Annotated in this window: 22 protein-coding genes and 1 pseudogene; 9 read left to right on the forward strand and 14 right to left on the reverse strand. The window is 39.5% G+C overall.

Annotated elements, in window-relative coordinates:
- Position 1: 1 nt before the first annotated feature.
- Complete coding sequence (locus LNTAR_RS13910) at positions 2–1,378, reverse strand: sulfatase-like hydrolase/transferase (RefSeq protein WP_007279349.1); 1,377 nt, start codon at positions 1,376–1,378, stop codon at positions 2–4.
- A 234-nt stretch (positions 1,379–1,612) separates the two neighbouring features.
- On the opposite strand from LNTAR_RS13910, the gene LNTAR_RS25805 reads away from it, so the two are divergent.
- The 4 genes from LNTAR_RS25805 to LNTAR_RS13930 all read left to right on the forward strand — a co-directional run bounded on the left by LNTAR_RS25805 (position 1,613) and on the right by LNTAR_RS13930 (position 6,103).
- On the forward strand, positions 1,613–2,497 hold the full coding sequence (locus tag LNTAR_RS25805; protein WP_007279350.1) for a DUF1559 family PulG-like putative transporter: 885 nt from the start codon (positions 1,613–1,615) through the stop codon (positions 2,495–2,497).
- Between the two features lie 56 nt (positions 2,498–2,553).
- Positions 2,554–3,852, forward strand: a complete 1,299-nt coding sequence (locus tag LNTAR_RS26685; RefSeq protein ID WP_007279351.1) for a glycoside hydrolase family 16 protein — start codon at positions 2,554–2,556, stop codon at positions 3,850–3,852.
- Positions 3,853–4,544: 692 nt separating this feature from the next.
- The gene (locus tag LNTAR_RS13925; protein WP_157473588.1) at positions 4,545–4,844 is read left to right on the forward strand and encodes a hypothetical protein; all 300 of its coding nucleotides are present in this window, start codon (positions 4,545–4,547) and stop codon (positions 4,842–4,844) included.
- A gap of 50 nt (positions 4,845–4,894) precedes the next feature.
- A complete protein-coding gene (locus LNTAR_RS13930; RefSeq protein ID WP_007279353.1) occupies positions 4,895–6,103 on the forward strand; it encodes a prenyltransferase/squalene oxidase repeat-containing protein in 1,209 nt (402 codons plus the stop codon).
- 187 nt (positions 6,104–6,290) lie between these two features.
- On the opposite strand, the gene LNTAR_RS13935 is transcribed toward LNTAR_RS13930, so the two are convergent.
- The 7 genes from LNTAR_RS13935 to vapB all read right to left on the reverse strand — a co-directional run bounded on the left by LNTAR_RS13935 (position 6,291) and on the right by vapB (position 14,633).
- Positions 6,291–7,553: a DUF1552 domain-containing protein gene (locus tag LNTAR_RS13935; RefSeq protein ID WP_007279354.1), complete on the reverse strand. Its 1,263-nt coding sequence runs from the start codon at positions 7,551–7,553 to the stop codon at positions 6,291–6,293.
- Between the two features lie 6 nt (positions 7,554–7,559).
- Positions 7,560–10,019 carry a DUF1588 domain-containing protein gene (locus LNTAR_RS13940; protein ID WP_007279355.1) on the reverse strand — a complete coding sequence of 820 codons (2,460 nt, stop codon included), beginning with the start codon at positions 10,017–10,019 and terminating at the stop codon, positions 7,560–7,562.
- A gap of 2 nt (positions 10,020–10,021) precedes the next feature.
- On the reverse strand, positions 10,022–10,699 hold the full coding sequence (locus tag LNTAR_RS13945; protein ID WP_007279356.1) for a type II secretion system protein: 678 nt from the start codon (positions 10,697–10,699) through the stop codon (positions 10,022–10,024).
- A 113-nt stretch (positions 10,700–10,812) separates the two neighbouring features.
- Entirely contained in the window at positions 10,813–12,879 is a 2,067-nt protein-coding gene (locus LNTAR_RS13950; protein ID WP_007279357.1) for a serine/threonine-protein kinase, read from the reverse strand.
- Positions 12,869–13,483 (reverse strand): RNA polymerase sigma factor, encoded by a 615-nt coding sequence (locus tag LNTAR_RS13955; protein ID WP_007279358.1) that lies wholly within the window; start codon positions 13,481–13,483, stop codon positions 12,869–12,871. The genes LNTAR_RS13950 and LNTAR_RS13955 overlap by 11 nt, the downstream gene beginning before the upstream one ends.
- A gap of 521 nt (positions 13,484–14,004) precedes the next feature.
- Positions 14,005–14,406: a type II toxin-antitoxin system tRNA(fMet)-specific endonuclease VapC gene (vapC, locus tag LNTAR_RS13960; RefSeq protein WP_007279360.1), complete on the reverse strand. Its 402-nt coding sequence runs from the start codon at positions 14,404–14,406 to the stop codon at positions 14,005–14,007.
- Positions 14,406–14,633, reverse strand: coding sequence for a type II toxin-antitoxin system antitoxin VapB (gene vapB / locus LNTAR_RS13965; RefSeq protein ID WP_007279361.1), 228 nt, complete (start codon positions 14,631–14,633; stop codon positions 14,406–14,408). Before vapB ends, vapC begins: the two co-directional genes overlap by 1 nt.
- A 187-nt stretch (positions 14,634–14,820) precedes the next feature.
- Here vapB and LNTAR_RS13970 point away from each other — a divergent pair, with 187 nt between their 5' ends.
- The 5 genes and pseudogenes from LNTAR_RS13970 (at position 14,821) to LNTAR_RS13985 (ending at position 17,036) form a co-directional block, all read left to right on the forward strand.
- Positions 14,821–15,093 (forward strand): hypothetical protein, encoded by a 273-nt coding sequence (locus tag LNTAR_RS13970; RefSeq protein ID WP_007279362.1) that lies wholly within the window; start codon positions 14,821–14,823, stop codon positions 15,091–15,093.
- A gap of 13 nt (positions 15,094–15,106) precedes the next feature.
- Positions 15,107–15,382 (forward strand): annotated as a pseudogene (locus tag LNTAR_RS13975) (hypothetical protein); the annotation flags it as partial.
- Between the two features lie 117 nt (positions 15,383–15,499).
- A complete protein-coding gene (locus LNTAR_RS13980; RefSeq protein WP_007279364.1) occupies positions 15,500–15,958 on the forward strand; it encodes an RNA polymerase sigma factor in 459 nt (152 codons plus the stop codon).
- 16 nt (positions 15,959–15,974) lie between these two features.
- The gene (locus LNTAR_RS28240; RefSeq protein ID WP_274377951.1) at positions 15,975–16,100 is read left to right on the forward strand and encodes a hypothetical protein; all 126 of its coding nucleotides are present in this window, start codon (positions 15,975–15,977) and stop codon (positions 16,098–16,100) included.
- A 3-nt stretch (positions 16,101–16,103) separates the two neighbouring features.
- The gene (locus tag LNTAR_RS13985) at positions 16,104–17,036 is read left to right on the forward strand and encodes a serine/threonine-protein kinase (RefSeq protein ID WP_007279366.1); all 933 of its coding nucleotides are present in this window, start codon (positions 16,104–16,106) and stop codon (positions 17,034–17,036) included.
- Between the two features lie 40 nt (positions 17,037–17,076).
- On the opposite strand, the gene LNTAR_RS13990 is transcribed toward LNTAR_RS13985, so the two are convergent.
- From LNTAR_RS13990 to LNTAR_RS14015, 6 genes are all read right to left on the reverse strand, one after another.
- Complete coding sequence (locus LNTAR_RS13990) at positions 17,077–18,243, reverse strand: IS256 family transposase (protein WP_007279367.1); 1,167 nt, start codon at positions 18,241–18,243, stop codon at positions 17,077–17,079.
- A 214-nt stretch (positions 18,244–18,457) separates the two neighbouring features.
- On the reverse strand, positions 18,458–18,787 hold the full coding sequence (locus LNTAR_RS13995; RefSeq protein WP_007279369.1) for a DMT family transporter: 330 nt from the start codon (positions 18,785–18,787) through the stop codon (positions 18,458–18,460).
- An 18-nt stretch (positions 18,788–18,805) separates the two neighbouring features.
- Positions 18,806–19,300, reverse strand: a complete 495-nt coding sequence (locus LNTAR_RS14000) for a lactoylglutathione lyase family protein (protein ID WP_007279370.1) — start codon at positions 19,298–19,300, stop codon at positions 18,806–18,808.
- 94 nt (positions 19,301–19,394) lie between these two features.
- Entirely contained in the window at positions 19,395–19,817 is a 423-nt protein-coding gene (locus tag LNTAR_RS14005) for a hypothetical protein (RefSeq protein WP_007279371.1), read from the reverse strand.
- A 373-nt stretch (positions 19,818–20,190) separates the two neighbouring features.
- The gene (locus tag LNTAR_RS14010; protein ID WP_007279372.1) at positions 20,191–21,801 is read right to left on the reverse strand and encodes a hypothetical protein; all 1,611 of its coding nucleotides are present in this window, start codon (positions 21,799–21,801) and stop codon (positions 20,191–20,193) included.
- Positions 21,798–22,325, reverse strand: a complete 528-nt coding sequence (locus tag LNTAR_RS14015) for an RNA polymerase sigma factor (protein WP_007279373.1) — start codon at positions 22,323–22,325, stop codon at positions 21,798–21,800. The genes LNTAR_RS14010 and LNTAR_RS14015 overlap by 4 nt, the downstream gene beginning before the upstream one ends.
- Between the last annotated feature and the right edge of the window lie 50 nt (positions 22,326–22,375).

The raw sequence follows: 22,375 nt of genomic DNA on the forward strand, positions 1-22,375 counted from the left end.
TTTATTTATCCCACCAAACTTCTTCAAGAGTTGGAAAGATGCAGTTTTTAAGTTCTTTCTCCCACTTTTTCCATTCCTCAAACATACCTTTAGCGAGCTCGGGTTTTTTGTTTTTAAGATCTTGCTGTTCACCTGGATCTTTGGAGAGGTCGTAGAGTTGATAGCTGTCACCGCGGCGGCCATTATCCAGAAGGATTTTATAATTTCCCTGACGTAAACTGAAACCTTGGGTCGTAAGCTTTCTCCAAAAGAGTTTATCGTGTGGATTAGAGCTTTTTTGCCCCGTTAAATATGGGATAATGTTGACTCCATCAAGAGGACGTTTTGGGTGTGGTTTTAGTTTGTTTAAGGCAGTGATGGTGGCCAGTATGTCGAGTGAACTCATTGGCTTTTTATAAATTTGTCCAGAAGGGATGGTACCTTTCCATTGAACCGCAAAGGGAACACGTGTGCCACCTTCGTGAAGTGAGCCTTTACCTTTTGAAAAAGGGCCATTATCCGTAAAAGGCATGGGGCCTTTTAAGGGCCCACCATTATCTGAGAGGAAAAAGACCAAAGTATCTTCCTCAATCTTGTGTTTTTTGAGTCTTGCCATGACGCGACCGACGCCATCGTCCACGGCACTCACCATAGCGGCATAGGTACGACGCTTAGAATCTTTTATGTGGGTGAAACGTTTCAAGTATTTTTCAGAAGCTTGAAGAGGGGTATGGGGTGCATTATAAGATAAATAGAGCATAAAAGGTTTTTTCTCACTTGCTTTTTTATCGATAAAATCGACTGCGGCATCAGTGAGTATGTCTGTTAAGTAACCCTCAGAAACCTGTATGCGTTCACGATCTCTGATGAGGTGAGTACGGTACCAATCCCAAATGCGTTTGACCTCGCTAAGGTCTTTGAGATTATATTTGGCAGGAAAGTAATCATGGCCTCCACTTAAGAAGCCAAAAAAATGATCAAAGCCTCGGTTTAAAGGGTGATGGATTGGGTGAGTTCCCATATGCCATTTACCAATGATAGAGCTAGAATAGCCCACTTCTTTGAGTACCTCTGCAATGTTTTTTTCTTCTAGAGGAAGTCCAGCGATTGGGTTTTCTGGATTGACTGTGGGGTTGGTCGTGAAACCAAAGCGGTCTTGGTAACGCCCAGTTAGTAAACCAGCACGGCTGGGCCCGCAGACAGGATATGAAACGTGGGCATCAATACAGTTAACACCATTTTGGGCAATCGAATCTAAGTGAGGTGTGGGAATATCTTTACAGCCATTAAAGCCAACATCTTGATAACCTTGGTCATCAGTTAAGATAATGATGAGGTTGGGGCCGGCAATAATACTATTCATAAGAATAAGGTATAAGAAAATAAAAGTTTTATTCATGATTTCATCCAGTCATATGAGTTTAATTTATAAGTCATTAATCATAAAACAGACTTGCTTAGCAATAGTGAAACACTTTAGCAAAAAAAAGTGAATTTTTACTTTGCTCAGAAAGAAATTTAATTTTTTTTTAAAGATTTGTTAAGCTCCAGTCTTTTGGTTCTGATTCCATAATTAAATACACAACGCTTGATATGGCGTCTGAAATAGATTAAAATTAAATCAGGTTGGCTTATGGAAAAAATTGAAATTAAAAAAGTTACTCTCGTCGAGATTCTAGTGGTAGTTGCGGTGATCGCAATTTTAGCCTCTCTGCTTTTACCTGCTTTGAAGAAAGCACGTGAAACGGCAAGAATCGCCGTATGTGTAAGCAATCAGAAGCAGATCGGTATAGCCATGTATAATTACACTGGAGATAATGATGGTTACCTCATTTATTCTAGCTGGGTAGTTAAACCCGATGGCAGTGATTATGGTGGTCTAGGAATTGGTTGGGATGATTTACTTAATCCTTACCTCGGAGGTAATTTAAATTCTTGGGATGATAAGTTGCATTACTTAAATCAAAAAGATGACGAGCGAGCTATCCCTGCATTCATTTGTCCTTCTGATCGTTGGGGTACAAGAAGTGCCGGTTCGGCTGCTCAGAGTTACGCAGCCAATCAAAGGGTGCTTGGCACGACCAATAATAACTGGGATAAAGCTATAGTCTATCGTTATGAAGCCAGTGGTGATGTTCAAAACGCCGTAGAAGGCCAGGCAAAAATAACTGATATTGATGGTCCGGCGGATTGCTTTGCAATAACGGATGCTCCTAACAACCGAAATAATAATTGTCATCAAGGCAGTACACATGGACGTGCAGAACTAAGGCACCTCTGGAGAGATAATGGTGCTTTGCAGGCTCAAATCAATATTCCCTGGTATGGTGTAGATGATCAAACCGGAGGGGCTACTTATGACGATAAAGAAAACTTAGGTGCCTTAGAATTACATTTAGGGAAGCTTAATTATTTATTTGTTGATGGCCATGTACAAACCATGAATCCTTATTCAACAATTGGTAGTGGAAACCAACAAAACCCTAGGGGTATCTGGTCCTACGATCCCAACGACTAAATTTTATTCATTTACTTAAAGAAAATCAATCAAATATTATATTAATGGAGAAAAACATGAAGAAACTTCTTGTTTCAGGCATGCTTGCGCTCGTATCCGCAAGTTCAATAAGTGCTCAAACTATCACTCAATACGAAGGTTATGACCTCGTCTGGAATGACGAATTCAATCAAGATGGTGCACTCAATCCAAAAGATTGGACACATGAAGAAGGCTTTAAGCGCAATGAGGAATTGCAGTGGTATCAGGCTGATAATGCCTTTTGCGAAGATGGCAAACTGGTTATTGAAGGGCGCAAAGAAACGCGTCCCAACCCAACTTTTAAGGCTGGAAGTAATAGCTGGCGCGAGAGTCGCAAAAATATAGACTACACATCGGCATGTGTAACGACTCAAGACCGCAAAAGCTGGCTCTATGGTCGTTTCGAAGTACGTGCTAAGATAAAAACAGAAGAAGGACTCTGGCCTGCCATTTGGTTTTTGGGTACAGAGGGCGAATGGCCAAGCAATGGTGAGATTGACCTCTTGGAGTATTATCATGGCAGTATTTTAGCCAATGCCTGCTGGGGTACAAAAAACCGCTGGGCGGCAAAATGGGATGAAAGTAAACGACCTATGTCAGAATTTGGTGGAGCAGATTGGGATAATGAATTTCATTACTGGAGAATGGATTGGGATCAGCACAGTATAAAACTTTATATGGATGGACGTTTACTCAATGAAATTGACGTTAATAACACCAATAATGCTACTACTAAATGGGGGCCTAAAAATCCTTTTCGCCAGCCTCAGTACTTATTGCTTAACCTTGCCTTAGGCGGAAATAGAGGTGGTGATGTGAGTAAGACTACTTTCCCTTCACGTTACGAAATTGATTATGTTCGTGTTTACCAGAAGAATGCTGCAGGTTTAGCAAAAGCGCAAAAAGAAAAAGACTTAAAAAAGAAAAAAGCTTTAGCAGCTTTAAAAGAAATCCCTAAAGTTAAGTCAGCTCAATCTTATATTCTTGTTGGCAAAGCATGGGATGCTCAGAAAAAAGGTGATCATGCTACTGCAATTGCCTACAGTAATAAGTGTGTAGACATGTACCTCAAAAGAGCGAAACAAATTCAGTCTCAACTTTCATCTTTACCGAAAGGCTCCCGTAAAGAAGTCAACAAATACGCTATCTTGAATGATGTGGGTGTTAGTCTCTTTATCAAAGCAACGACTTTGGAGGAAGTGGGAGATAAAGCCGGAGCTAAAAAAGTCTATGCGACTTTATTCAATGATGTGAAGTACGCTCAATGCTGGGATAATAAAGGTTGGTTTTGGCAGCCTGCTAAAGTCGCAGAGAAAAAAATACAAGAGCTTTAATTTATTTTAGAACTTTACCCACAATAAGGGGGTATGATGCGACCCATACGAGAAGGACGCTGTCCCTCTCGAGCTCTCCCTGCAAGGATTTGCCAATCCTTGACCAGGCGACTAGGGGGCTTTGCCCCCTGTTATGGATAATCATGATTTATTTTAGTACTTTACACATGAGGGAGCTCTGTGCTCTCGAGTCTTACAAGTAAGGTGTAGTCATACTTTGACTACACCTTATTGCTTGAAGGTAAAATATGTCTAGTTAAGGACTGAAAACCCGACAAATAATAGTATGGACCGTCAGGTGTATGGCTGAGAATATCTAAATTGTCAGGGCTAACTTGTGAGTCCGCTAGAATGTAGCGTACACCCTTAGGTGTATGAAAATGGATTCATCATTAATCCAGGGCCCAAGCTTGGGTCCGAAATATGCAGGGCTCACATCCGCGAGCCCTATTTACATCTAAACTATTTGTCGTGTGGCAGACGCCACAGGCTACTCACTGTCGATACTTTGTATCTTGAAAGTGTCGTGAATTTCTATAAAGGCTATACCCGAATGTAGGAGAAATTACTTTTGAAATTCTTACTATGAATAAGCAGAGATTTTTGATGACACTGAAAAAGTGCATTTGCTGTTAAGGTCGGTGACAACATGTCGGTTTCGATACTTTGTAATAAGTAAATAAAGGAACTTGATGATGCAGCAATGTAATGAATACGAAGACTTTGAGTTTGGCGTATTGAGTGAGCAAGAAATTCGATTGATTATGGCAGAGTATAGCCGTCAGAAATTAAAAGAAAGTTTGATTGGTCCACTTATTTCAACTTTTGTCCATACCCTCTTGATAGTCCTGGCGGTTCTTTTTTTTCAGGGCGAGGCAGTGTCGAAAAATGCACATGTCGAAATTACTAAAATGGAGGAAGCTCCCCCTGTTGATGTACCCCACCTCCTCCTCCGCCACCAGAAATACCTCCACCTGAGCCTCAGGATGTAGTTTCTCTAGATCCAAGCTTTATTTCTGAAGATGCTCTAGATACCGAAGATTTGTTAGTTGAAACTGAAGAGATAAGTGATGCACCTCCTTCATCAATTGATTCTGAATTTGATTTAACAACTGATATTAAGCCTTCTACATCAAGTTTACTATCTAGTAAGATGTTTGGTGGACGCTCAGCCTCTGGGCGTGCAGCAGCACTTAAATCTTATGGAGGAAAAATGGCAGCTCAAGAATCATTAACTAAGGCTTTGGAGTGGTTAGCCGATGTACAAAACCCAAATGGGTCATGGTGTAGTGCGGATAGTAATTCAAGATCTTATACGGCGATGACCTCTTTGGCCTTGTTAACCTATTTAGCTCATGGTGAAACTCCGAAATCAAAAAAATATGGTAAAACAGTTTCTAAAGCAATTGCATGGTTGATAAAAGATCCAATAACCAGTGACTCCTACTCACATGCGATAAAGACCTATGCATTAGCAGAGGCCTATGCTATGACGGGGAATTACGCCTTAAAGGAATTAGTTGAAAACTGTGTCAAAGTGATCGTGGATGGTCAGCAAGATGCTGGTGGCTTTACGTACAATTATGGCCCCGCTAGTGTTAAGGAGGATTTATCAGTTGGTGGCTGGAATTATCAGGCAATGAAAGCAGCTAAAGCCTCTGGATGTGGAGCTTCAGAACTTAGTAACGCAGTTGATTTATCTCTTCATTATCTTAAAAAGATGGCTGGAGGAAGTTTAAGCGGAGATGGCTTCCCCTATGATTACAATAAAAAGAAAACGGGAACTAAGCACACAATGCGAGCCGTAGGAGTCTTATGTCTACAGCTTTATGGGGCAGGGAGTGCCACAGAACTTCAGGATGAAATTGACAAAATCGCAAGTGTAGATTTAGAGGCTTTAAGCTGGGGTCAAGCGCCAGAAGGTTCATTGTATGGCTGGTATTATGCAACGCAAAGTATGTTTCACAAGGGGGGGAAGCACTGGGAGTCCTGGAATAATAAGTTTCAGAATGAATTAAAAAATAACCAAAGCTCTGAAGGTTATTGGGATTGGCCTGCTAGTGATCAATCTTCGCATACAGGGCCACTTAAAAGTGAATTGAATATTAGAGTTTATGCGACGACTCTCTGCTCCTTAATGTTGACCGTGTATTATCGCTATTTACCGATGACGGCAGGAACTCAGCAGAAAGGCGAATCCCTATCAAGTCATATGAATGATGCGAATGAGGAGCTTATTGATATCTTTTAAGCTGGGGCATTAGGGTGTGTATGAAACATGCGAAGAAGTATAAATCACAAATGTAATAAACTCTAGCAAGAGGTTGTCTCAAATAAAGCAATTCACAATATCTTGTTTTAATTGAAGGGAGAAGCAGTCTTTTTGTTCTATGAGACGTATTAATTCCAGTAGTCTTAACAATCCTTGAAGAATGATATTAGAATAACTCTTTAATAGGACCCGTAGAATCGGCGAATTTATTAATCTGAATATTGTTTTTTTGCATAAGAGTTAACCAAAGATTAGCGAGCGGCGTATCTTTTTCGGGGAGTACTAAATGACGACCATGTACAACATTATTCATGCCCCCACCCGATAGAATCATGGGAAGATTTTTCAACATATGTGCGGTACGGATATTGCTACCCCAAGCAATAGTACAGTTATCATATAATGAACTACCATCGAATTCCTTTTTTGCTTTCAAGTTATCAATCAAGAGTGCTAATAACTCAGTGTTTTTGCGATCGCGTAGTTGGCTTGCAGCAGTTCGTTCTTTAGATACGGTATAATGACTAATAGAATGAGGGTCATAGTATATGCCTAAGCCTTTTAGCAGTGATTTGGTTGGTTGGCAATAAGATATCACCGGGCTTTGATGCGTTTGTAAAGCTAGCGCCATAAGCTCGTAAGTGACTTTGATTTCAGTATAACCATCTTTGATCACAGGTAGTTTAAAGTTTATTCTAGGTTTAGGGGTGTCGGCCCATAGAGCCTCACGTGAGAGGCTATGTTCAATATCTCGAATTGAGTGAAAGTATTCATCGAGTTTTTCACGATCATTATGGGCTAATTTTTTATTGAGACCTTTAAAGTCTTTGTAAATTCCATCCAAGATACTTTGCTTATTTTTTAATCTTAGCACTCGCTCTTCAGAACTCTCTCGATCCTGACCAAAAAGCTTTGCATATAGTTCTAAAGGACCCATTATACCTGTGATGGGCTTGCCTTCTATATTCCATGAAAGTGATCGGCCTGGTCCATGTCCATCTCTGTCGCCACCTGATAAGGCTAAATGGCTGTAACGCATTTTTTTGCCGAGTTGCATTCCCGCAAGTACATCACAGGAAATTGAATTGTGAAAAAGCTTGCCAGGTGTACGGTGCACATTGGCACAAGTGAGTAGATTAGTACTTCCCTGATGGGCTGATGTTGCGCCTGCGTTGGTCAAATTTGTAATGTAGCTAAGGTCATTTTTATGCCTAGTGAGTGGTTTCATTCCCTCGGGGAGAGTGTGCCATGAGCCTTCTTTACTTGGAAAAAAACTTTCTTTGGTGAAACCAAAACCGACGCTACAAAAAATCATTTTCTTGGCTGGATCAGGAGTCTTTTCATTGGCGAAAGTTTCTAACAAGGGTAGCGCTAAGCAGGCTCCAGTCGCTTTTAAGAATGATCTTCTTGATATTTGATTTATAATCATAATACTTTACTTAGTTTGAAAGGTTTTAGATTGTGTAAAAAGATGGATTAGGCTTCGCAAGCGGTATTTATCTTTGTCCCATTTTTCTACTAAATCCTCGATCTCTTCTCTATCAGAAAAACTGATGCTCCGTCCGAGGCCATAGGAATAAAGTCCCTCAGCAATGGATTCTGCGAGTCTAGATTTATACTGCATGAGACTCAACTTAAATGAATCAGTATCGTGAAATTGAGTTCCATTAGGTAAATGCCCTCTGGAACTGAGCTCAGTATGTGAGGACTCAGAAAGCTTTTCTACACTTCTCCAGCGACCGATTGCATCAAAGCTTTCCAGGCCAAAGCCAATGGGATCAATCTTAGAATGACAAGATGAACACTGAGCTTTAACCTGATGCATTTCGATCATCTTTCTTATTGGAATGGGATCATCCGATGCTTCCTTTAATTCTGGTACATTAGGCGGTGGGGGAGGGGGTGGATTATTTAAAAACTGATCCATAATCATGGAGCCTCTTATTATTGGTGAGGTTCTATCTCCCGTAGAAGTCATGGTTAAAAAAGCTGCAGTAGTCAATATTCCACCTCGCGTCGAGTTGCTTTTTAGCATAACTTTATGGAAACCATGCTCTTTTTTTGGAGCCATCTTGTAATGATGGGCTAAGAGTTGATCGATGATCACATAATCAGCATTAATAAGCTGATAAAGAGGCTCGTTATACTGTAGCATATACTTAAAAATCTCAATGGGTTCCTGACGAGCGGATAGCTTTAAGCCTCGGTCATATTCATTATATAAAGTGGTATTCACACTCAGATCATCGAGGCGTTTTAAATGGAGCCACTGAGCAAAAAAACCTTCAGATAAGGAAGCTGCCCTCGGGTCATTGAGCATTCTTTCAACTTGTTGATTAAGAATATCTTTATTGAGAATATTTGAGCTCTCCGCAAGTTGATATAGTTCTTCATCAGGGGGTGAACTCCAAATTAAATTGGCTAAGCGAATGACTAATTCATGGGCGGATAATTTTTCTCCTCCAAGTCCCTCATATTCACTGAAATAGAGGAAGTTTGGAGAAGTCAATATCATAGCGAGTGGCTCCTCTATAGCTTTCCACCAATGTAATTTATTTTCTAATTGCTGTTTATAATGTTTCAAAACATGTTCTATGAACTCGGGGTTAGGAGTCTTCCTACGAAAGGCTTGGAATGCAAACTCCGTGAAAATATGGCGCATACGTTCATCAGTTAAGTCATGCGTCTTACGTATTTCTGGGTAGCCCTCCTCATAAATTAACTTCTCAAGAAGTGTCAAACCATCATAAAAGGGCCCTTCAAATTCAAGCTTATCAAGCCAAATACTCGCAGACTCACCATGCGGATCAAGACGCTTTAAATACTGTGATGGGTTTTTAGTGGAATTCCCCTTCTCACTCAGTATAAAATAGAGATACTTGTCTGCAAGTGGTTTATAAATGAAACTATATTTTGTTGGATTTTGTAGATCACCATTGACTTTGAAGGAGCGCAGCGGAGTGCGATCATCGCGGATATCTAGATAACGTCGTGCCTCGGGAGGGGTATTATGAAGTCCGGCATTCATCGTGACTTTGTAAGTTCCCTTGGGGTCATATCGCTTGCCGATGGACGCCCTAAAAAGTTTTGTAAATGGTTTTCCATCAAGGGGAAAGTAATGGCGTGATTCACTCTGGGGTAAAGTCCAAAAGTAGTCGTGCTTTTTTTTACGTTTCAAAAAATCTCTGACAAAATTGGCAGAGCCCGCTTCATCAGTAAATCCAGCTTCTTTCCACTTGCCTTTTTGAATGAGAGTCCATTTTTCTAGATCTTTGCTAAAGTTGTGCAAAATCTTTTTCCTATGGGATTCACCTTCAAAAATTCGATTCTCAAATTTGCGACGTTTTATCATATTTTGAGCGATTAGCTTTTTACCCAGGGTAAAATATTTCTCAAAGTGATAAGCAGAAAAATACTGATTGGCTCCCATGGTGTCATAGGGAGCGGAAGGATCATCTGGAGGAAGGTCATTTCTATCTACGTTTAAGCCAAGTAATTGCTCGATAGCATTGGCGTATTCGCGGCGATTAAGACGTCGCATAGTGATCTTACGGCCCTGATCAGCAAGCTTTCTACGCGCTCCTCGTAATCCCTCGGTTAAGTTTCTTAAAACTTCGGCGAGTTCTTCTTTGCTAGGCTGTTTCTTCTTTTTAGGAGGCATCTCAGCTACATTGAGAACATCTAGGATATCTTGCCACTCTTGTGCCGTTTCATTCGTTTCAATGTTAAAATGTATTTGATCTAGACGTACATCACCTTTTTGTTTTGTTGCTCCATGACAGGAAATACAATAAGTTTCAAGAAAGGGCTTAAGGTGATCTTTCGATAATAGCGACTTTTCTGCAAGAACTTGAATAGAAGTAATTAGTGTGAGAATTATAATTATATATTTCATTATTAAGGTAGGCCTATATCTCCACCGCTTTCCCATTCGCCTATGGTCGTTTCAGTCCACTCATTTTGCCATTTGTTCCAGCGGGCATACCTTGTGAACCAGGCCGGACTAAAACTCATACTATGATGCGAGCGCGAAGACACATGAAGGTCTGCCCATAATAAATTACTGGCAGCTAAATGACGTGCTTCAAGTCTGCTCCTCTTCCAATAAGGAACACCGTTAAAAGCAGTTTCAGCGCCCAATACAGTTTCACTAGCATGATCCATTGCCTGGATAGTAACATTTATCGTAGGTTTACTATAATCGTGCTCAAAATAATCGGAGTCATTTGTATGATTAGAAGCGCGTTGAGTTTCAGGGCAACGAAATAAGGATTTATTGTTAATATATAGATCTAGATGGACATTATGATCTGTCCATACAGTTGTTTTTAGCTGACTATTATTATAATACGCAGCAGCTTCCCAACCATTATTATCGGGTATAGAATTGCCGTTGTTGTCCCCCCAGTACATGCCCCATGCATAACCGATTTGTCTCATTTGTGAGAGGCAAGCAGCCTGAGTCGCTTTTTTTCTTGCCCGTCGTAAGTTGGGTACTAATAAACTAAAAAGAATACTGATGACGGCCATAACCACCAGCACTTCTATCAAAGTAAAGCCTTTTTTTTCTCTCATGAGTATCTCCAAGTGAATATTTAATGTAAACTCTCATCTTATATTTGATGCTAGTTTACCCTTACTTACAGAATTCAGTCAGAACCCTTAACAAGTAAGTGATGAAAAAGTCGCTATTTATATTCGACTTGTATTTGAGAGGGGATATCCTTGAGGTTCATGTCATCGCGATCTAAAATGATTTTTCTAAGTTGAGCCATTTTTCTAATGGGTGTTAGATCGGTGATTTTTGTGCGACATATATTTAATTCTTGAATCTCACTTCCAAGTAAAAAGTTTAAATCAGTAAATGAACTATCGCTGATATCAAGTTGTTTGATTTCGCCAGGCCGAAAAATAAAAATCCTTTCTTTTGGTTTTTTCCCAGTCAAGAAAAATTCATTCTTTTTGAAGGCTAACCTAGAGAATCCTTGGCCGGAAATCTTCAAACTCCCCTTGCTATGATCGTAAATAAACTCTTGTTTATCCCAATGTGGATTGATGACTTTGAGCATATACTCTACCAATTTAAAGTGCTCTGTAGGTTTCGATCGAAGTTCTGAGTCATACTTGAGCATTTTTAAGGCATCGCTAATGCGGTACTTACTGACTAATAACTCATCCCAATAGTCCATAAGTTGTTTAGGTGTCAAGAGAGCTGATTTCTTCTGAAGGCGTGCATACTTTTGACTCAGTTTTAAAAGAGGAGGATCATTTGAGCTTATTTCAAAAAACTGGCAGGCCTGAGAGAAATCTTGTCTCAGGCTGAAAATATAAGCTAATTGCATGCTTGCCCATGCATATGCAGGATCACCTTTTTGAATTTTATTCAGTAAACCTTCAGCTTTCTGCAAGGCTTTGAGTGGTTCACTAAAAACCAATGTGTCACTAAGGAAGTAAATCTGTTTAATATCATTGGCTTGACCTTGAATCATCGATCTAACTAAATTCTTCTCATTTATCATTCTATTGAGTGCCGATTGAGCTTCGAGTTGACGATGAAGCGCTAAGTTCATACTATGATCAGCTCTATTGCGCTCTTCTATCAAGATTGTATTTTTGGATTTTAGTTGATAATTAAAATATATACCGATGCTCACCAAGCAAAGCATAAAAAGCAAGACTAGAAAACACGTGATACAGTTGCGTTTATAAAATAATTTCAATTGTTTTAGAAAGCTAGCATTCTCCGCTATTGTAGCACGACCGTCCATATATTTAGTTAATTCATTTTTGAATTCAGAAACTGATCGATAACGCTTCTCCGGATTCGTTTGCATGGCCTCTAATACAACTGCGTTTAAGCTTTTTGGGACAGATATAAGCCCCTGTGAACGAGCGGATGGTGGCTCGAAATCACCACTCATGGTCGCGTTTAAAATATCATTCGTATCACCTTCATAGGCACATTTACCAGTTAGGATAGTATAAAAAATAGCTCCTAGTGAGTAAATGTCAGTCTGTTTAGTTTTCTCCAGGTTTTTTGAAACTTGTTCGGGGGCCATATATCCCGGGGTGCCTTTAACTTCGCCCGAAAGAGTTATATTATTAAGTAAGTCAGGATTGAATAAGAGTTGATCAAACTCACTGCAATCATCGTTGTCTATAACTTTGCCTAAGCCCCAGTCGCAGACCTTTACTTCACCGTACTTGCCGACTTGTATATTCTCAGGTTTTAAGTCTAGATGTAAAACATCTTTTGAATGAGCGTATTCAATGGCGTCGCAAACTTTCAGGAAAATTTCGAGGAGAAAATCTAAATTCTTCTTGGAAAAGACTCCTGTATGAGTGTGGATTTGCTGAATGGTTTTCGCCAGGTTATCTCCCTTTTTTAACTCCATCGTAAAAAAAGGCGTATTGTCTTGGGCAATCCCTATGGAGTGAACACTAATAATATTTGGATGCTGAAGTAAGCCGGTTAAGCGTGCTTCTCGGATGAAAGAATCGTGGGTTGTTTCAGGTGCATTAGTGTGTAAGCGGGCCATGGCTACGTTGCGCTGAAGCTGTGTATCAAAGACTTTGAAAATCCTCTTCATCCCGCCTTCTGCAATTTTTTCTTCATTGCTGTACTGAGAAACGATTTTTTTAAGTGAGTCACAAACGGGACGTACGCTCATCTTTTCACCTTCGAATCCTAGCTCTATTTCATCGTAAAGATCTTTTAGAGCATAGATTACTTTTACTTGTGGCTCACTGTCCATCACTCTCGAGTTCCCGTACTAAACGACGCATTTCATCGATGAACTTACTCTTCACTCTCGAGACTAATACATAAACCGACTCTTTTTTTAAATCTAAACGTTCGGCAATTTCGACGGCAGTTACTCCTTGCTGGCTCAAAAGAAAAGCCTCGATGGCCATACCTGAAAATAATTCTTTGATATTATCAAAGGCGATCGAAGTCACGTAGGCTTGCCACTCATCTTCGATTAATTGTTCCAATTCTCCAATTTGATAATTCTTGATCTGAAGTTCCAGCTCTTGAGTATTGCGTATTTCTTCCTTTTGGAGATTTTGGCGCGTTTGCTTATCGAGATAATTGATTACCGCATTTTTTGTTAAACGGCCTAGCCAACTACGGAATTTTCCGCGCGAACTATCGTAGCTTTTTAAGCCCTCCCACAACTTCATGAGCACAAGCTGTACCATATCATCAAAATCATTTGCGTTGATATTCATTTTATGTAAGAGGTGATAAATAAAGTTTTTGTATAGACTAATAAACTCTTCCCAGGCGGCTTCATCTTGTGGGTCTCTAGCTCGTTGAATTAAAGTTTGCCGTGTTAGGTAAGATTTCTTAGTCATGCCATTTTCCCCGATATTAATTTATCTTAGTCTAATTGAAATTCCCTTAATTTGCAAGGAAGTGATGTTTCTAAAGCACACTCCCGGATTCAGAATAATGAATCTTTTTTTTGATCTTTAAGCATTTGTGGGCATGATGTTTGTTTACTGCTATTTGCCTAATTTATACGCAGCTTTTTTGAAAGCTTAATAAGGTTGAAAGCATTTTTATTGAAGCAAGTTCGTGATGTGGACTTGCTTTGGAAGGATAAAGAATGCTCGTTATTTTAATGGATTAGGGGGTATAGATTTTTTTATTTTAAATAAAAAATGCTTATTGGTTTAATATTTAAAAAGGTTTATAATGGCCAAATAAAGAAGAATTATAAGGAGTTATGTTATATGGTCCAAGATAAGTACCTCACAAGGCAGACTCTTTTAATCCGTGCTCAAAATGATGATGACCAATACGCCTGGGATGAATTTATAACGTCCTAGATCACCTGTGCTCGAAGGACGAGAGTATCAGGTGCATCTAATGCTTAGTGAGTCCAGTTTTCTATTTTTAATTCCTCTATTCGGTTGAACTCTTTTACATTGTTTGTCACCAATGTATAATCTAAAGATAGAGCATGAGCACCAATTAGTGTGTCTAGAGGACCAATAGGTGTTCCATTCTTTTCTAAATGAGTTCTTACACTTCCATATATTTCAGCAGCTTTATCGTCAAAGTCGTATATGTCGATTGGACCTAGAAATTGAGTTAATGCAATTTTGTTTTTAAGTGGGTGTGCACTTTTTGAAACACCATTTTCTAATTCGCTTAAACTAATGGATGAAATACATACATCCGATACATCTAATGATCGTAGTTTTTGAATGACTTCAATAGGCTTTTGTTTGATTATATAAATACAAATGTTTGTATCTAACATGTATTTCATTAAAGAGCTTCTCTCAATTGTTCTTGAGGTTGATTACGATCATTAAGAAAATCCTCAGAAAATTGATCAAGACTATCTGTTAATGATACCCATGGGTTATCTTTTGGAAGTAAAACTACCATGTTTTCAAATCTTTTGATAAAAACATCCTCACCATTAAAGCGACAATCTTTAGGTAATCTTACTGCTTGGCTTCTACCATTTTGAAATAGTTTTGCTGTTTGCATTTTAATCTCCGTTTAATTTGGTATATACCAAGATATATCTCTCTGGGTATTTTTTCAATTATTATTCACTAAGGTCCTAGATCACCTGTACTCAAGGTACGAGAGTATCAGGTGCATCTAATGGGAAGCTTTTGTCAAAAAAGGTGATCATGCCACTGCAATTGCCTATAGTAATAAATGTGTAGAAATGTACCTCAAAAGAGCGAAACAAATTCAGTCTCAACTTTCATCTTTACCGAAAGGCTCCCGTAAAGAAGTCAACAAATACGCTATCTTGAATGATGTGGGTGTTAGTCTCTTTATCAAAGCAACGACTTTGGAGAAAGTGGGTGATAAAGCCGGAGCTAAAAAAGTCTATGCGACTTTATTCAATGATGTGAAGTACGCTCAATGCTGGGATAATAAAGGTTGGTTTTGGCAGCCTGCTAAAGTTGCGGAAAAGAAGTTAGCGGGGCTATAAGTTATTTTATCTCCCTGCTTTCATGGTATTTACTTTGCAGAAATATGATCATGCGGACCTGTCTGATTACGATACTGAAACAACTATTGATACGACGATTTATGCATTGGAACCCGATGCTCAGCAGTTTGAAGAAAAACCAATAATTGATTTATTTGATGAGAAGCAATTAAAGTGTCTAATGGATTTTCTTGAATTTTGTTCGAAGCAAAATGAATTAGATAGTAAGTCTGCTTTAGGAAACCTGGAAAAGTTGAAAAGGATTTATATTGAAAGTGAAAAAAGGTAAATGAGTCTTAACTAAACTCTTATTTAATAAGGTTTTTGATTATACACTGTTTAAATCACTGGTTATTCATAGAGTAAAGTTTTATACTCTACAAAGTTAACTAGTGATTGTTTTTTTATGAGCGAAGATAACTACCTAACGCGACAGACTCTTCTCATTCGTGCCCAATCAGGGAATGATCAGGATGCTTGGGAAGAATTTATTAAATTCTACAAAGCTTTTATTTACCACATTCTGAAGAAGATGAATGTGAAGAGTAAGGACGACATGGATGACTTGGTTCAGGACGTACTTCTCAAGCTCTGGAAAGGGCTTAAGTCTTATGATAAATCAAAAAGTAAGTTCAGAACTTGGCTCAGCTTAATTACTAAAAACACCGTGATCAGTTTTTTTCGCAAAAAGTCAGTGCGCCCCGATTTAGTGGGTGTTGAAGCAGTCGAATTGGAGAATAAATTTACCACTTGCTCAGAATCGGAACTCGAGGAAATTTTTGAAAATGAATGGCGTGCTTATCTTTGTTCGATAGCCTATGAAAACATTCAAAAACTTTTCACCGGAAATTCTAGAGGTGTTTAGTCTTAGTCAAGAAGGTATGAGTTCAGCAGAAATTGCAGGAAAATTGGGGCTGACAAAAGAATCAGTTTATGTCTTGTCTTCTCGGGTGCGTTCAAAATTTGCAAGTGAAGTCAAAAAGTTGATCAATAACTTGGAGTTTTAATTGATGGAAAACGATGAGACCTTAGAACTTACCTATAAATTTAATGATATTTATGATGAGGTTCTTGAGGATTCAAATGACTCAAGCAGCGCCTTCACTCGCCCTTTGTATGATGAGTTATCGAATATTAATACGCAATACACGCAGTTTGAAAAGCTTGCTCAAGGGGGCATGAAGTCAATCTATAAGGTGTTTGATTCTAAATTGAATCGCCATGTGGCTTATGCAAAGCTACGTCCTCAGACACCAGAAGAAGTTCATGACCCCTTTATGCGGGAAGCGCGCCTAACAGCTTTGTTAGAACATCCCAATATTATTAGTGTTTACGATATTGGGGTAAGTGATGATGATGCGCCTTATTTTACGATGGAATTAAAGGTGGGAGATAACCTTACAGAATATATGAGAAACTCCCCCGATTGTCATATCCCTGGCCAGGTCGAATTTCAGAATTTACTAGAGAGCTTTATCAAAGTTTGTGATGCAATTTCATATGCACATTCGAAAAATGTTCTGCATTTGGATTTAAAGCCTGAGAATATTCAACTGGGTCAATTTGGTGAAGTGTTAGTCTGTGACTGGGGTTTAGGAAAAATTATTGGAGATAAAGATATTGAGTACGATCAGATGCTCTTTAACCCTGATTTATTAAACAATGTGACTCTAACAGGCAAAGTAGTGGGGACGCCAGGTTTTATGGCCCCTGAGCAGATAAACTTAAAACATGAGAAAAGTTTTCAAACCGATATTTACGCTCTTGGTTCGATCCTGTATAAAATTATTACTGGCCGTGATGCTTTTGAGAGCGAGAAATTAGATGAAATTTTACAGGAAACACTACGGGGAGAGGTTTGTCCACCAAAAGGTTTAGATTTGAATTGGCAGGTGCCGATAAGCTTGAGTGCCGTAGCCTTAAAGGCAATGTCCTTGGGATAGAGTCCCGTTGTTTCTGTAAATTGGTGTTGACCAATTTTAGTTAAACAGATAGATAAACTCTTTTTGTAGCTATCCAGGTTTCATCTAATTCCATAAGAATAGCGGATGCTAATCTAAGAAGTGAAGCTTCATTTGGGAATATAGATACGGTTCTAGTTCGCCTGAGAATTTCTCGATTCTGTCTTTCATTCATATTGGTCGTTCTCAGTTTTGTCCAACAAGAACGCTCGAGATCGAATACAGAAAAGCCTTCAGGAAGTGCAGATTCCATCCATTCAGATAAATGTGAAGCCTTTTCTTCATACTTTAAGCAAGTAAGCTTTAAAAGCCTTTCAGCCTCAAGCTTTGAAGGTGCATTAAAGATATCTCTAATATCTTGAGCTACTTCTGAGCGCATAGCTTTCTTAGGGACATAAGCACCAGCATTTTGCTGTAAGTGAAATTGACATCTCTGCCATGGGATAGAACCAAATACAGTCTTTAACGCTGCTTTTAGGCCCGAATGACTATCACTGGTAATCATCTTGAGGCCATGGAGTCCTCGAGCATTCAATGACAGAAAAAAGTTCCTCCAATGAACTTCCGCTTCACTTAAAGAAACACTTGTTCCGAGGACTGAACGTTTTCCTGATTCATCTATTCCATAGGCAATAAGTAAAGCACAATCTCGAACAGTCTTATCTACTCTAACCTTCTCGTATCTCGCATCCACCAAAAGATAAGAATATTTACCTAAAGGACGGTTGCGCCACTTTTCTAAACTCTCATCTAGCTCAGTTACCACACGGGATACCTGTGATTTACTTACAGATAGACCACATATTTTCTCTAAAAGTTTAGTCACCTTTCTAGTCGATGTCCCCTGAATATAACTCTCTGCCATAGCTGTCATTAAAGCTCGTTCACTTCGCAAGCCTTTCTCCAAAGAACTTGGATAAAAATCAATTTCACCTCTGACTTGAGGGATATTAAGCTTCATTGCTCCAAGTCGAGTGTTTACAGTTTTATTTTTATAGCCATTAGCATAACCCAAGCGACTTTCATTACGTTCATATGGATCAGCTTCAAGAGAATTACTTCTCTCCACTTTCATCGCTTCATTTAATAAAACTCTCATCGCTTCAAGCATTCCGCTTTCGCCGTTTTCTGTAACTTGTTGGATCATTTCTAATAAGACGCTACTGTTTTCTTGTGTAGAGTGGTGCATAATAATTCCTTGTGGGTTGTTTTGGTACAACACCACTCTGCATCTTCTTTACCCCGAGTTACAAACAACTTCCTCAATTTCGCTCCGACGAGAAAGTTCCCATTCTCGCGAAGTCTCGGAAGCTATTCATAACTCTTAAAGTAGAGCAATAGCAGAATTTACAGAAAATTTGGGACACTACCTGGATTTGTCTCTGTCTATGGGAAAAACTTCTCTAGTGAGCGGAAGAGTTGGAGAAAACATTGATGATGATCACGCCTGTGATGATGAGGGTAATACCAATGACGGCGGGCAAATCTAATTTTTGATTGTGCAGGAAATAGGCAACGATTGAGACTAGGACAATGCCCACACCCGACCAAATCGCGTAGGCAACACCCACGGGAATTGTTCTTAAAACTAAAGAGAGGCAATAAAAAGCTACCCCATAGCCTAGGATGACCAAGAGGCTTGGCCCAATTTTACTGAAGCCCTCCGCGGATTTTAAGGCACTGGTGGCAATAACTTCCGCAAGGATGGCAATCGCTAGGTAGAGGTAGTTCATTTTTAGCTCAATTGAGAATTAGTAGGCTCCCTGAGAATAGGTGAGCTCGTAGCTGTGAGAATAGATTTCGAAGATCAGTCCGAAGGGATCTTCCATGTAAACCATTTTGAAGGGTTTTTCTCCGGGGTAATACTCGCGGATGGGCATGCGTTGCTTACCGCCATGCTCAACGATTTTAGCCGCTAGAGCTTCGATCTCGGGGTCTTGCACACAGAAGTGAAAAGTACTGGTTTTCCAGTATTCAAAATCAGCAGGCTTTTCATTGTTTTTAAACTCAAAAATTTCGACGCCAATTTTGTCACCAGTTGACATGTGAGCAATCTTGAAGGAACCCCAACCTGTACCGAAAACATCGATACACATTTGACCTATGGGAGTATCGGATTCTTCTGTAATCACTGTGGGTTTCATGATCTGATACCAGCCCATGACCGAGCTATAGAATTCGACGGCTTTTTCTACGTCCGGAACCGAGATGCCAATGTGTGAAAATGTTCTTGGATATGTGCTCATTTTATTCTTCCTTATTTGGCTTAATGAATTGTCTTCCACTACTAAAGAAGATCAAAAGAATTCTAGGAAGAATAAAATAAAATTTCTTAGGATTTTAATTATCCTTGCTAGGCTTCCTTAGTTCGAGTTTGGCTAATTCTCGTGATTTGCTTTCAGCTTTGGTAAAATAGTCATCTCCCAATTTTTTCTTGATGGCTGTTTCCATGACTTCGTTATAGCCTTTGGCATGATCAATGATATGCAGATCCACTATACAGCCCGCAGTTGGGATGAGTTCGATTTTATCTTCTTTTAAGATTTGTGAATAATGCGACGGCTGATTCGTTAACTCGCCATAAATTTCGATGCGGTAAAGACCTTGCTTGAGATGTTGCTGTGCATGTCTTTTGCCTAATAAATAAGCTGATTCGGCATGAGGATTTTTACATTTGATGACAGCTGTTTTTGCACGTTTTTCTTCCGCTAAAAGGGTGTAAGAAAAAACACAGATTAAAATGGTGATGATAGAGGTCTTCATATAAGCTCCTTAATTTAGTTCTTAAAGCTAAGACGAAGCAATGAAGTTTTTATTACAGCACTCAAGGAAATTATTCATCTTAAGACCTAACTCAATCTGATAAGCTGTTAGGATATATATTTTAATGGTGAAGCCATTAAACTTTAAATAGCTTAGGATGAAATCCTAAGTCAAATAATGAATCAACATGCCCCATGCCTTAAGGTATGGAACTAAGGAGGCGGTTTAAGTCGTGTACCTTAAGGCACACAATTTTTGATTCTCCTAGGAAAACCCACATCACATGTGGGACTATTAAAAGTGTCATCGCTCTGCGATATTAGATACAAGAAAGAGTCTTCATTGATGGAGCGATATATTTATTTGATCCTTATCATTCCAAGAGCAAGAGGCGAGCGTTAAAGAACATATCGGAACTCTTTTTCTCGAATTGATAGACCGAGGCGGAAAGAATATTATGCCCTTGCTTGAGGTTATCAACCGGTAGGATGAAGGTGGTGAATTTGTATTCAGATTTGGTGCGGAAATTAGCGCGACTACTTTGATCTAAGGGGCCATCGGGAAGGTGGGTACGTTGAAGTTCAACACCATTGAGGTAGAAAATGGCACCATCATCGACGCGTGCCGAGAGGATTAATTTTGCCATTTTGTTGGGAGGCCTTTGTAGTTCAAACTCATGACGGACATGAAGGGGATGATCATCCACTTTCAGCTCAGTGGATGCTTTGTCAGAGTAGCCGAAGCTCGCTTGAGATTTTTGCCAATTGGCAGGTGCTTGACTAGAGGTCTTCCAATCTTCTTGGGGTGCGATTTCATCTTTATAAAAATGCCAATGCGCTTTATCGGAGATTAAGACTTGGCTAGCTTGAAGTGGCTCGAGGGCATCATTCTGAGAAAAGGAGATTTGAGCGAATAGGGTGGGAATATCGTGATTGCTTCCATCAATATGAAACCTAAGCATGCGTGCCTTATCTAAATCATTTAATTTAATTTGGATCTCTTTTTGTTTCTTGGTGAACTGAACGCCCTGAATAAATTCATCATCGGCAAAGATCTGCAGCATTAGTTTTGGATTTTTAGGGTTGTAGTTGAGAATGTTGATGGTTCCCTGCAGTGTTGAAGTATTCTCATTGAGTTTGAGGAAATAATTTTCTCCTGCTAAAACTTTAAATTCGAGAAGGGGATTAATTTGTGCATTGCTCGCAAAGACTTGTTCACTGAGATGAGGGATCGAGCTGAAACCAGATTTGGATGAGTAGGTATAGGATTCTTTTTCTTTGACGAGGATTTTGTTGTTTGTGCCGAACTCAACGAGACCATCAAAGACATGCAGATCCAAATCTTTGTTCCTTAAATGAGCGCCAAAGGCGGTGCCAATATCGCGAATATCTTTAATAGAATTTGAGAGGAGAAAGCCTTTATCTTCTTCGCTCAAGCTAAGTGTGATACGCCCTGATTTGAGGATGACATATTTATCGTGGATGAATTGTGCGTGCATCGGTCCCACCAGTTGAATACGACTGCCTGATTCATTAATCAAGCGTAGAGATTCATTCTCTTCTAGAACAATTCTTTCTTGAGGACTTATGGGACTGAGAGTGAAGTTCTTGGCCTGGGCTTCGGTGATTCGATATGTGAGTTTTTCTGGGTTAAACTCTTCTTTGTTGAGAATGATAAAGCCACAGACTAAGATTGCGGCAATCGCAGTTATGATTCTGAAATCAAAGATAAAATTTGACTTTGGAGCTTGTTTTGTCTTTTGGTTTGGGTCTTTTATGGCGATTTTCAATTCATTTTCTTTTGGAAGAAGGTGTTCAGATTGCATGTCCTGCGCACATTGGAGCATGGCGGAAGTCTCTTCCACATAACGGAAAAAATCTTTTTTGAAATCCTCTTCTTGTTCAAGGCGCTGAAGAAGTTGAGTTAATTCCTCTTCGTTTAACTCTTGCCTTAAATAAGCATCAAAAAGTTCTTCCTGGTTCACGATTTGACCTCAAGCTTATTTTTGATACAAATGCGGAGGGTTTGCCGAGTGCGCGAGAGGAGAAGTCGTAGGGCATTCTCGCTGCGGGAGAGTTCCTGAGCTAAGTCAACACAAGATTTTCGATCTTGATAAAAAGCGAGGATGAGTTGACGAGCATCATCGCGTAAGTTTTGCATGCAGCTATAGAGCGCTTTGTGTTGTGCTTGTACTTCGAGTTTTGTTTGCGAATGACTTTGCCCATCAAAATTACTATCGATGAGTTCAGCCATTTTTTCTTGAACCTTAGTTTGACGGCTTTGCTTGCGAATGATATCCACAGTTTTATTGCGAACAACGCGTTTCATCCAGGGGAGTAAGGTTTCCAGATCCAAGTCATCAACTTTATGGTGTAAGGCAATAAGAGTTTCCTGAAAGGCGTCTTGGGCAAAGTTCCAATCACAGCTCAGGGTATAAGCATAGGAAACGAGTATTTGCCTGTAGGAGAAGGCTTGTCGTAGGATGTCATCGTGATTTTCTTGGCTCATGGGACCTTATCATTTTTTATTAGCTTACTAGTTTTTCGGTGGATAAAAAC

The sequence above is a fragment of the Lentisphaera araneosa HTCC2155 genome, assembly GCF_000170755.1.
Lineage (GTDB): Bacteria > Verrucomicrobiota > Lentisphaeria > Lentisphaerales > Lentisphaeraceae > Lentisphaera > Lentisphaera araneosa.

What these genes read in the sequence shown, in the direction of transcription:
- LNTAR_RS13910 (WP_007279349.1), bottom strand. Translation starts at nt 1,378, where the DNA reads ATGAATAAAACTTTTATTTTCTTATACCTTATTCTTATGAATAGTATT.
- LNTAR_RS25805 (WP_007279350.1), top strand. Translation starts at nt 1,613, where the DNA reads ATGGAAAAAATTGAAATTAAAAAAGTTACTCTCGTCGAGATTCTAGTG.
- LNTAR_RS26685 (WP_007279351.1), top strand. Translation starts at nt 2,554, where the DNA reads ATGAAGAAACTTCTTGTTTCAGGCATGCTTGCGCTCGTATCCGCAAGT.
- LNTAR_RS13925 (WP_157473588.1), top strand. Translation starts at nt 4,545, where the DNA reads ATGATGCAGCAATGTAATGAATACGAAGACTTTGAGTTTGGCGTATTG.
- LNTAR_RS13935 (WP_007279354.1), bottom strand. Translation starts at nt 7,553, where the DNA reads ATGATTATAAATCAAATATCAAGAAGATCATTCTTAAAAGCGACTGGA.
- LNTAR_RS13940 (WP_007279355.1), bottom strand. Translation starts at nt 10,019, where the DNA reads ATGAAATATATAATTATAATTCTCACACTAATTACTTCTATTCAAGTT.
- LNTAR_RS13945 (WP_007279356.1), bottom strand. Translation starts at nt 10,699, where the DNA reads ATGAGAGAAAAAAAAGGCTTTACTTTGATAGAAGTGCTGGTGGTTATG.
- LNTAR_RS13950 (WP_007279357.1), bottom strand. Translation starts at nt 12,879, where the DNA reads ATGGACAGTGAGCCACAAGTAAAAGTAATCTATGCTCTAAAAGATCTT.
- LNTAR_RS13955 (WP_007279358.1), bottom strand. Translation starts at nt 13,483, where the DNA reads ATGACTAAGAAATCTTACCTAACACGGCAAACTTTAATTCAACGAGCT.
- vapC (WP_007279360.1), bottom strand. Translation starts at nt 14,406, where the DNA reads ATGAAATACATGTTAGATACAAACATTTGTATTTATATAATCAAACAA.
- vapB (WP_007279361.1), bottom strand. Translation starts at nt 14,633, where the DNA reads ATGCAAACAGCAAAACTATTTCAAAATGGTAGAAGCCAAGCAGTAAGA.
- LNTAR_RS13970 (WP_007279362.1), top strand. Translation starts at nt 14,821, where the DNA reads ATGTACCTCAAAAGAGCGAAACAAATTCAGTCTCAACTTTCATCTTTA.
- LNTAR_RS13980 (WP_007279364.1), top strand. Translation starts at nt 15,500, where the DNA reads ATGAGCGAAGATAACTACCTAACGCGACAGACTCTTCTCATTCGTGCC.
- LNTAR_RS28240 (WP_274377951.1), top strand. Translation starts at nt 15,975, where the DNA reads ATGAGTTCAGCAGAAATTGCAGGAAAATTGGGGCTGACAAAAGAATCA.
- LNTAR_RS13985 (WP_007279366.1), top strand. Translation starts at nt 16,104, where the DNA reads ATGGAAAACGATGAGACCTTAGAACTTACCTATAAATTTAATGATATT.
- LNTAR_RS13990 (WP_007279367.1), bottom strand. Translation starts at nt 18,243, where the DNA reads ATGCACCACTCTACACAAGAAAACAGTAGCGTCTTATTAGAAATGATC.
- LNTAR_RS13995 (WP_007279369.1), bottom strand. Translation starts at nt 18,787, where the DNA reads ATGAACTACCTCTACCTAGCGATTGCCATCCTTGCGGAAGTTATTGCC.
- LNTAR_RS14000 (WP_007279370.1), bottom strand. Translation starts at nt 19,300, where the DNA reads ATGAGCACATATCCAAGAACATTTTCACACATTGGCATCTCGGTTCCG.
- LNTAR_RS14005 (WP_007279371.1), bottom strand. Translation starts at nt 19,817, where the DNA reads ATGAAGACCTCTATCATCACCATTTTAATCTGTGTTTTTTCTTACACC.
- LNTAR_RS14015 (WP_007279373.1), bottom strand. Translation starts at nt 22,325, where the DNA reads ATGAGCCAAGAAAATCACGATGACATCCTACGACAAGCCTTCTCCTAC.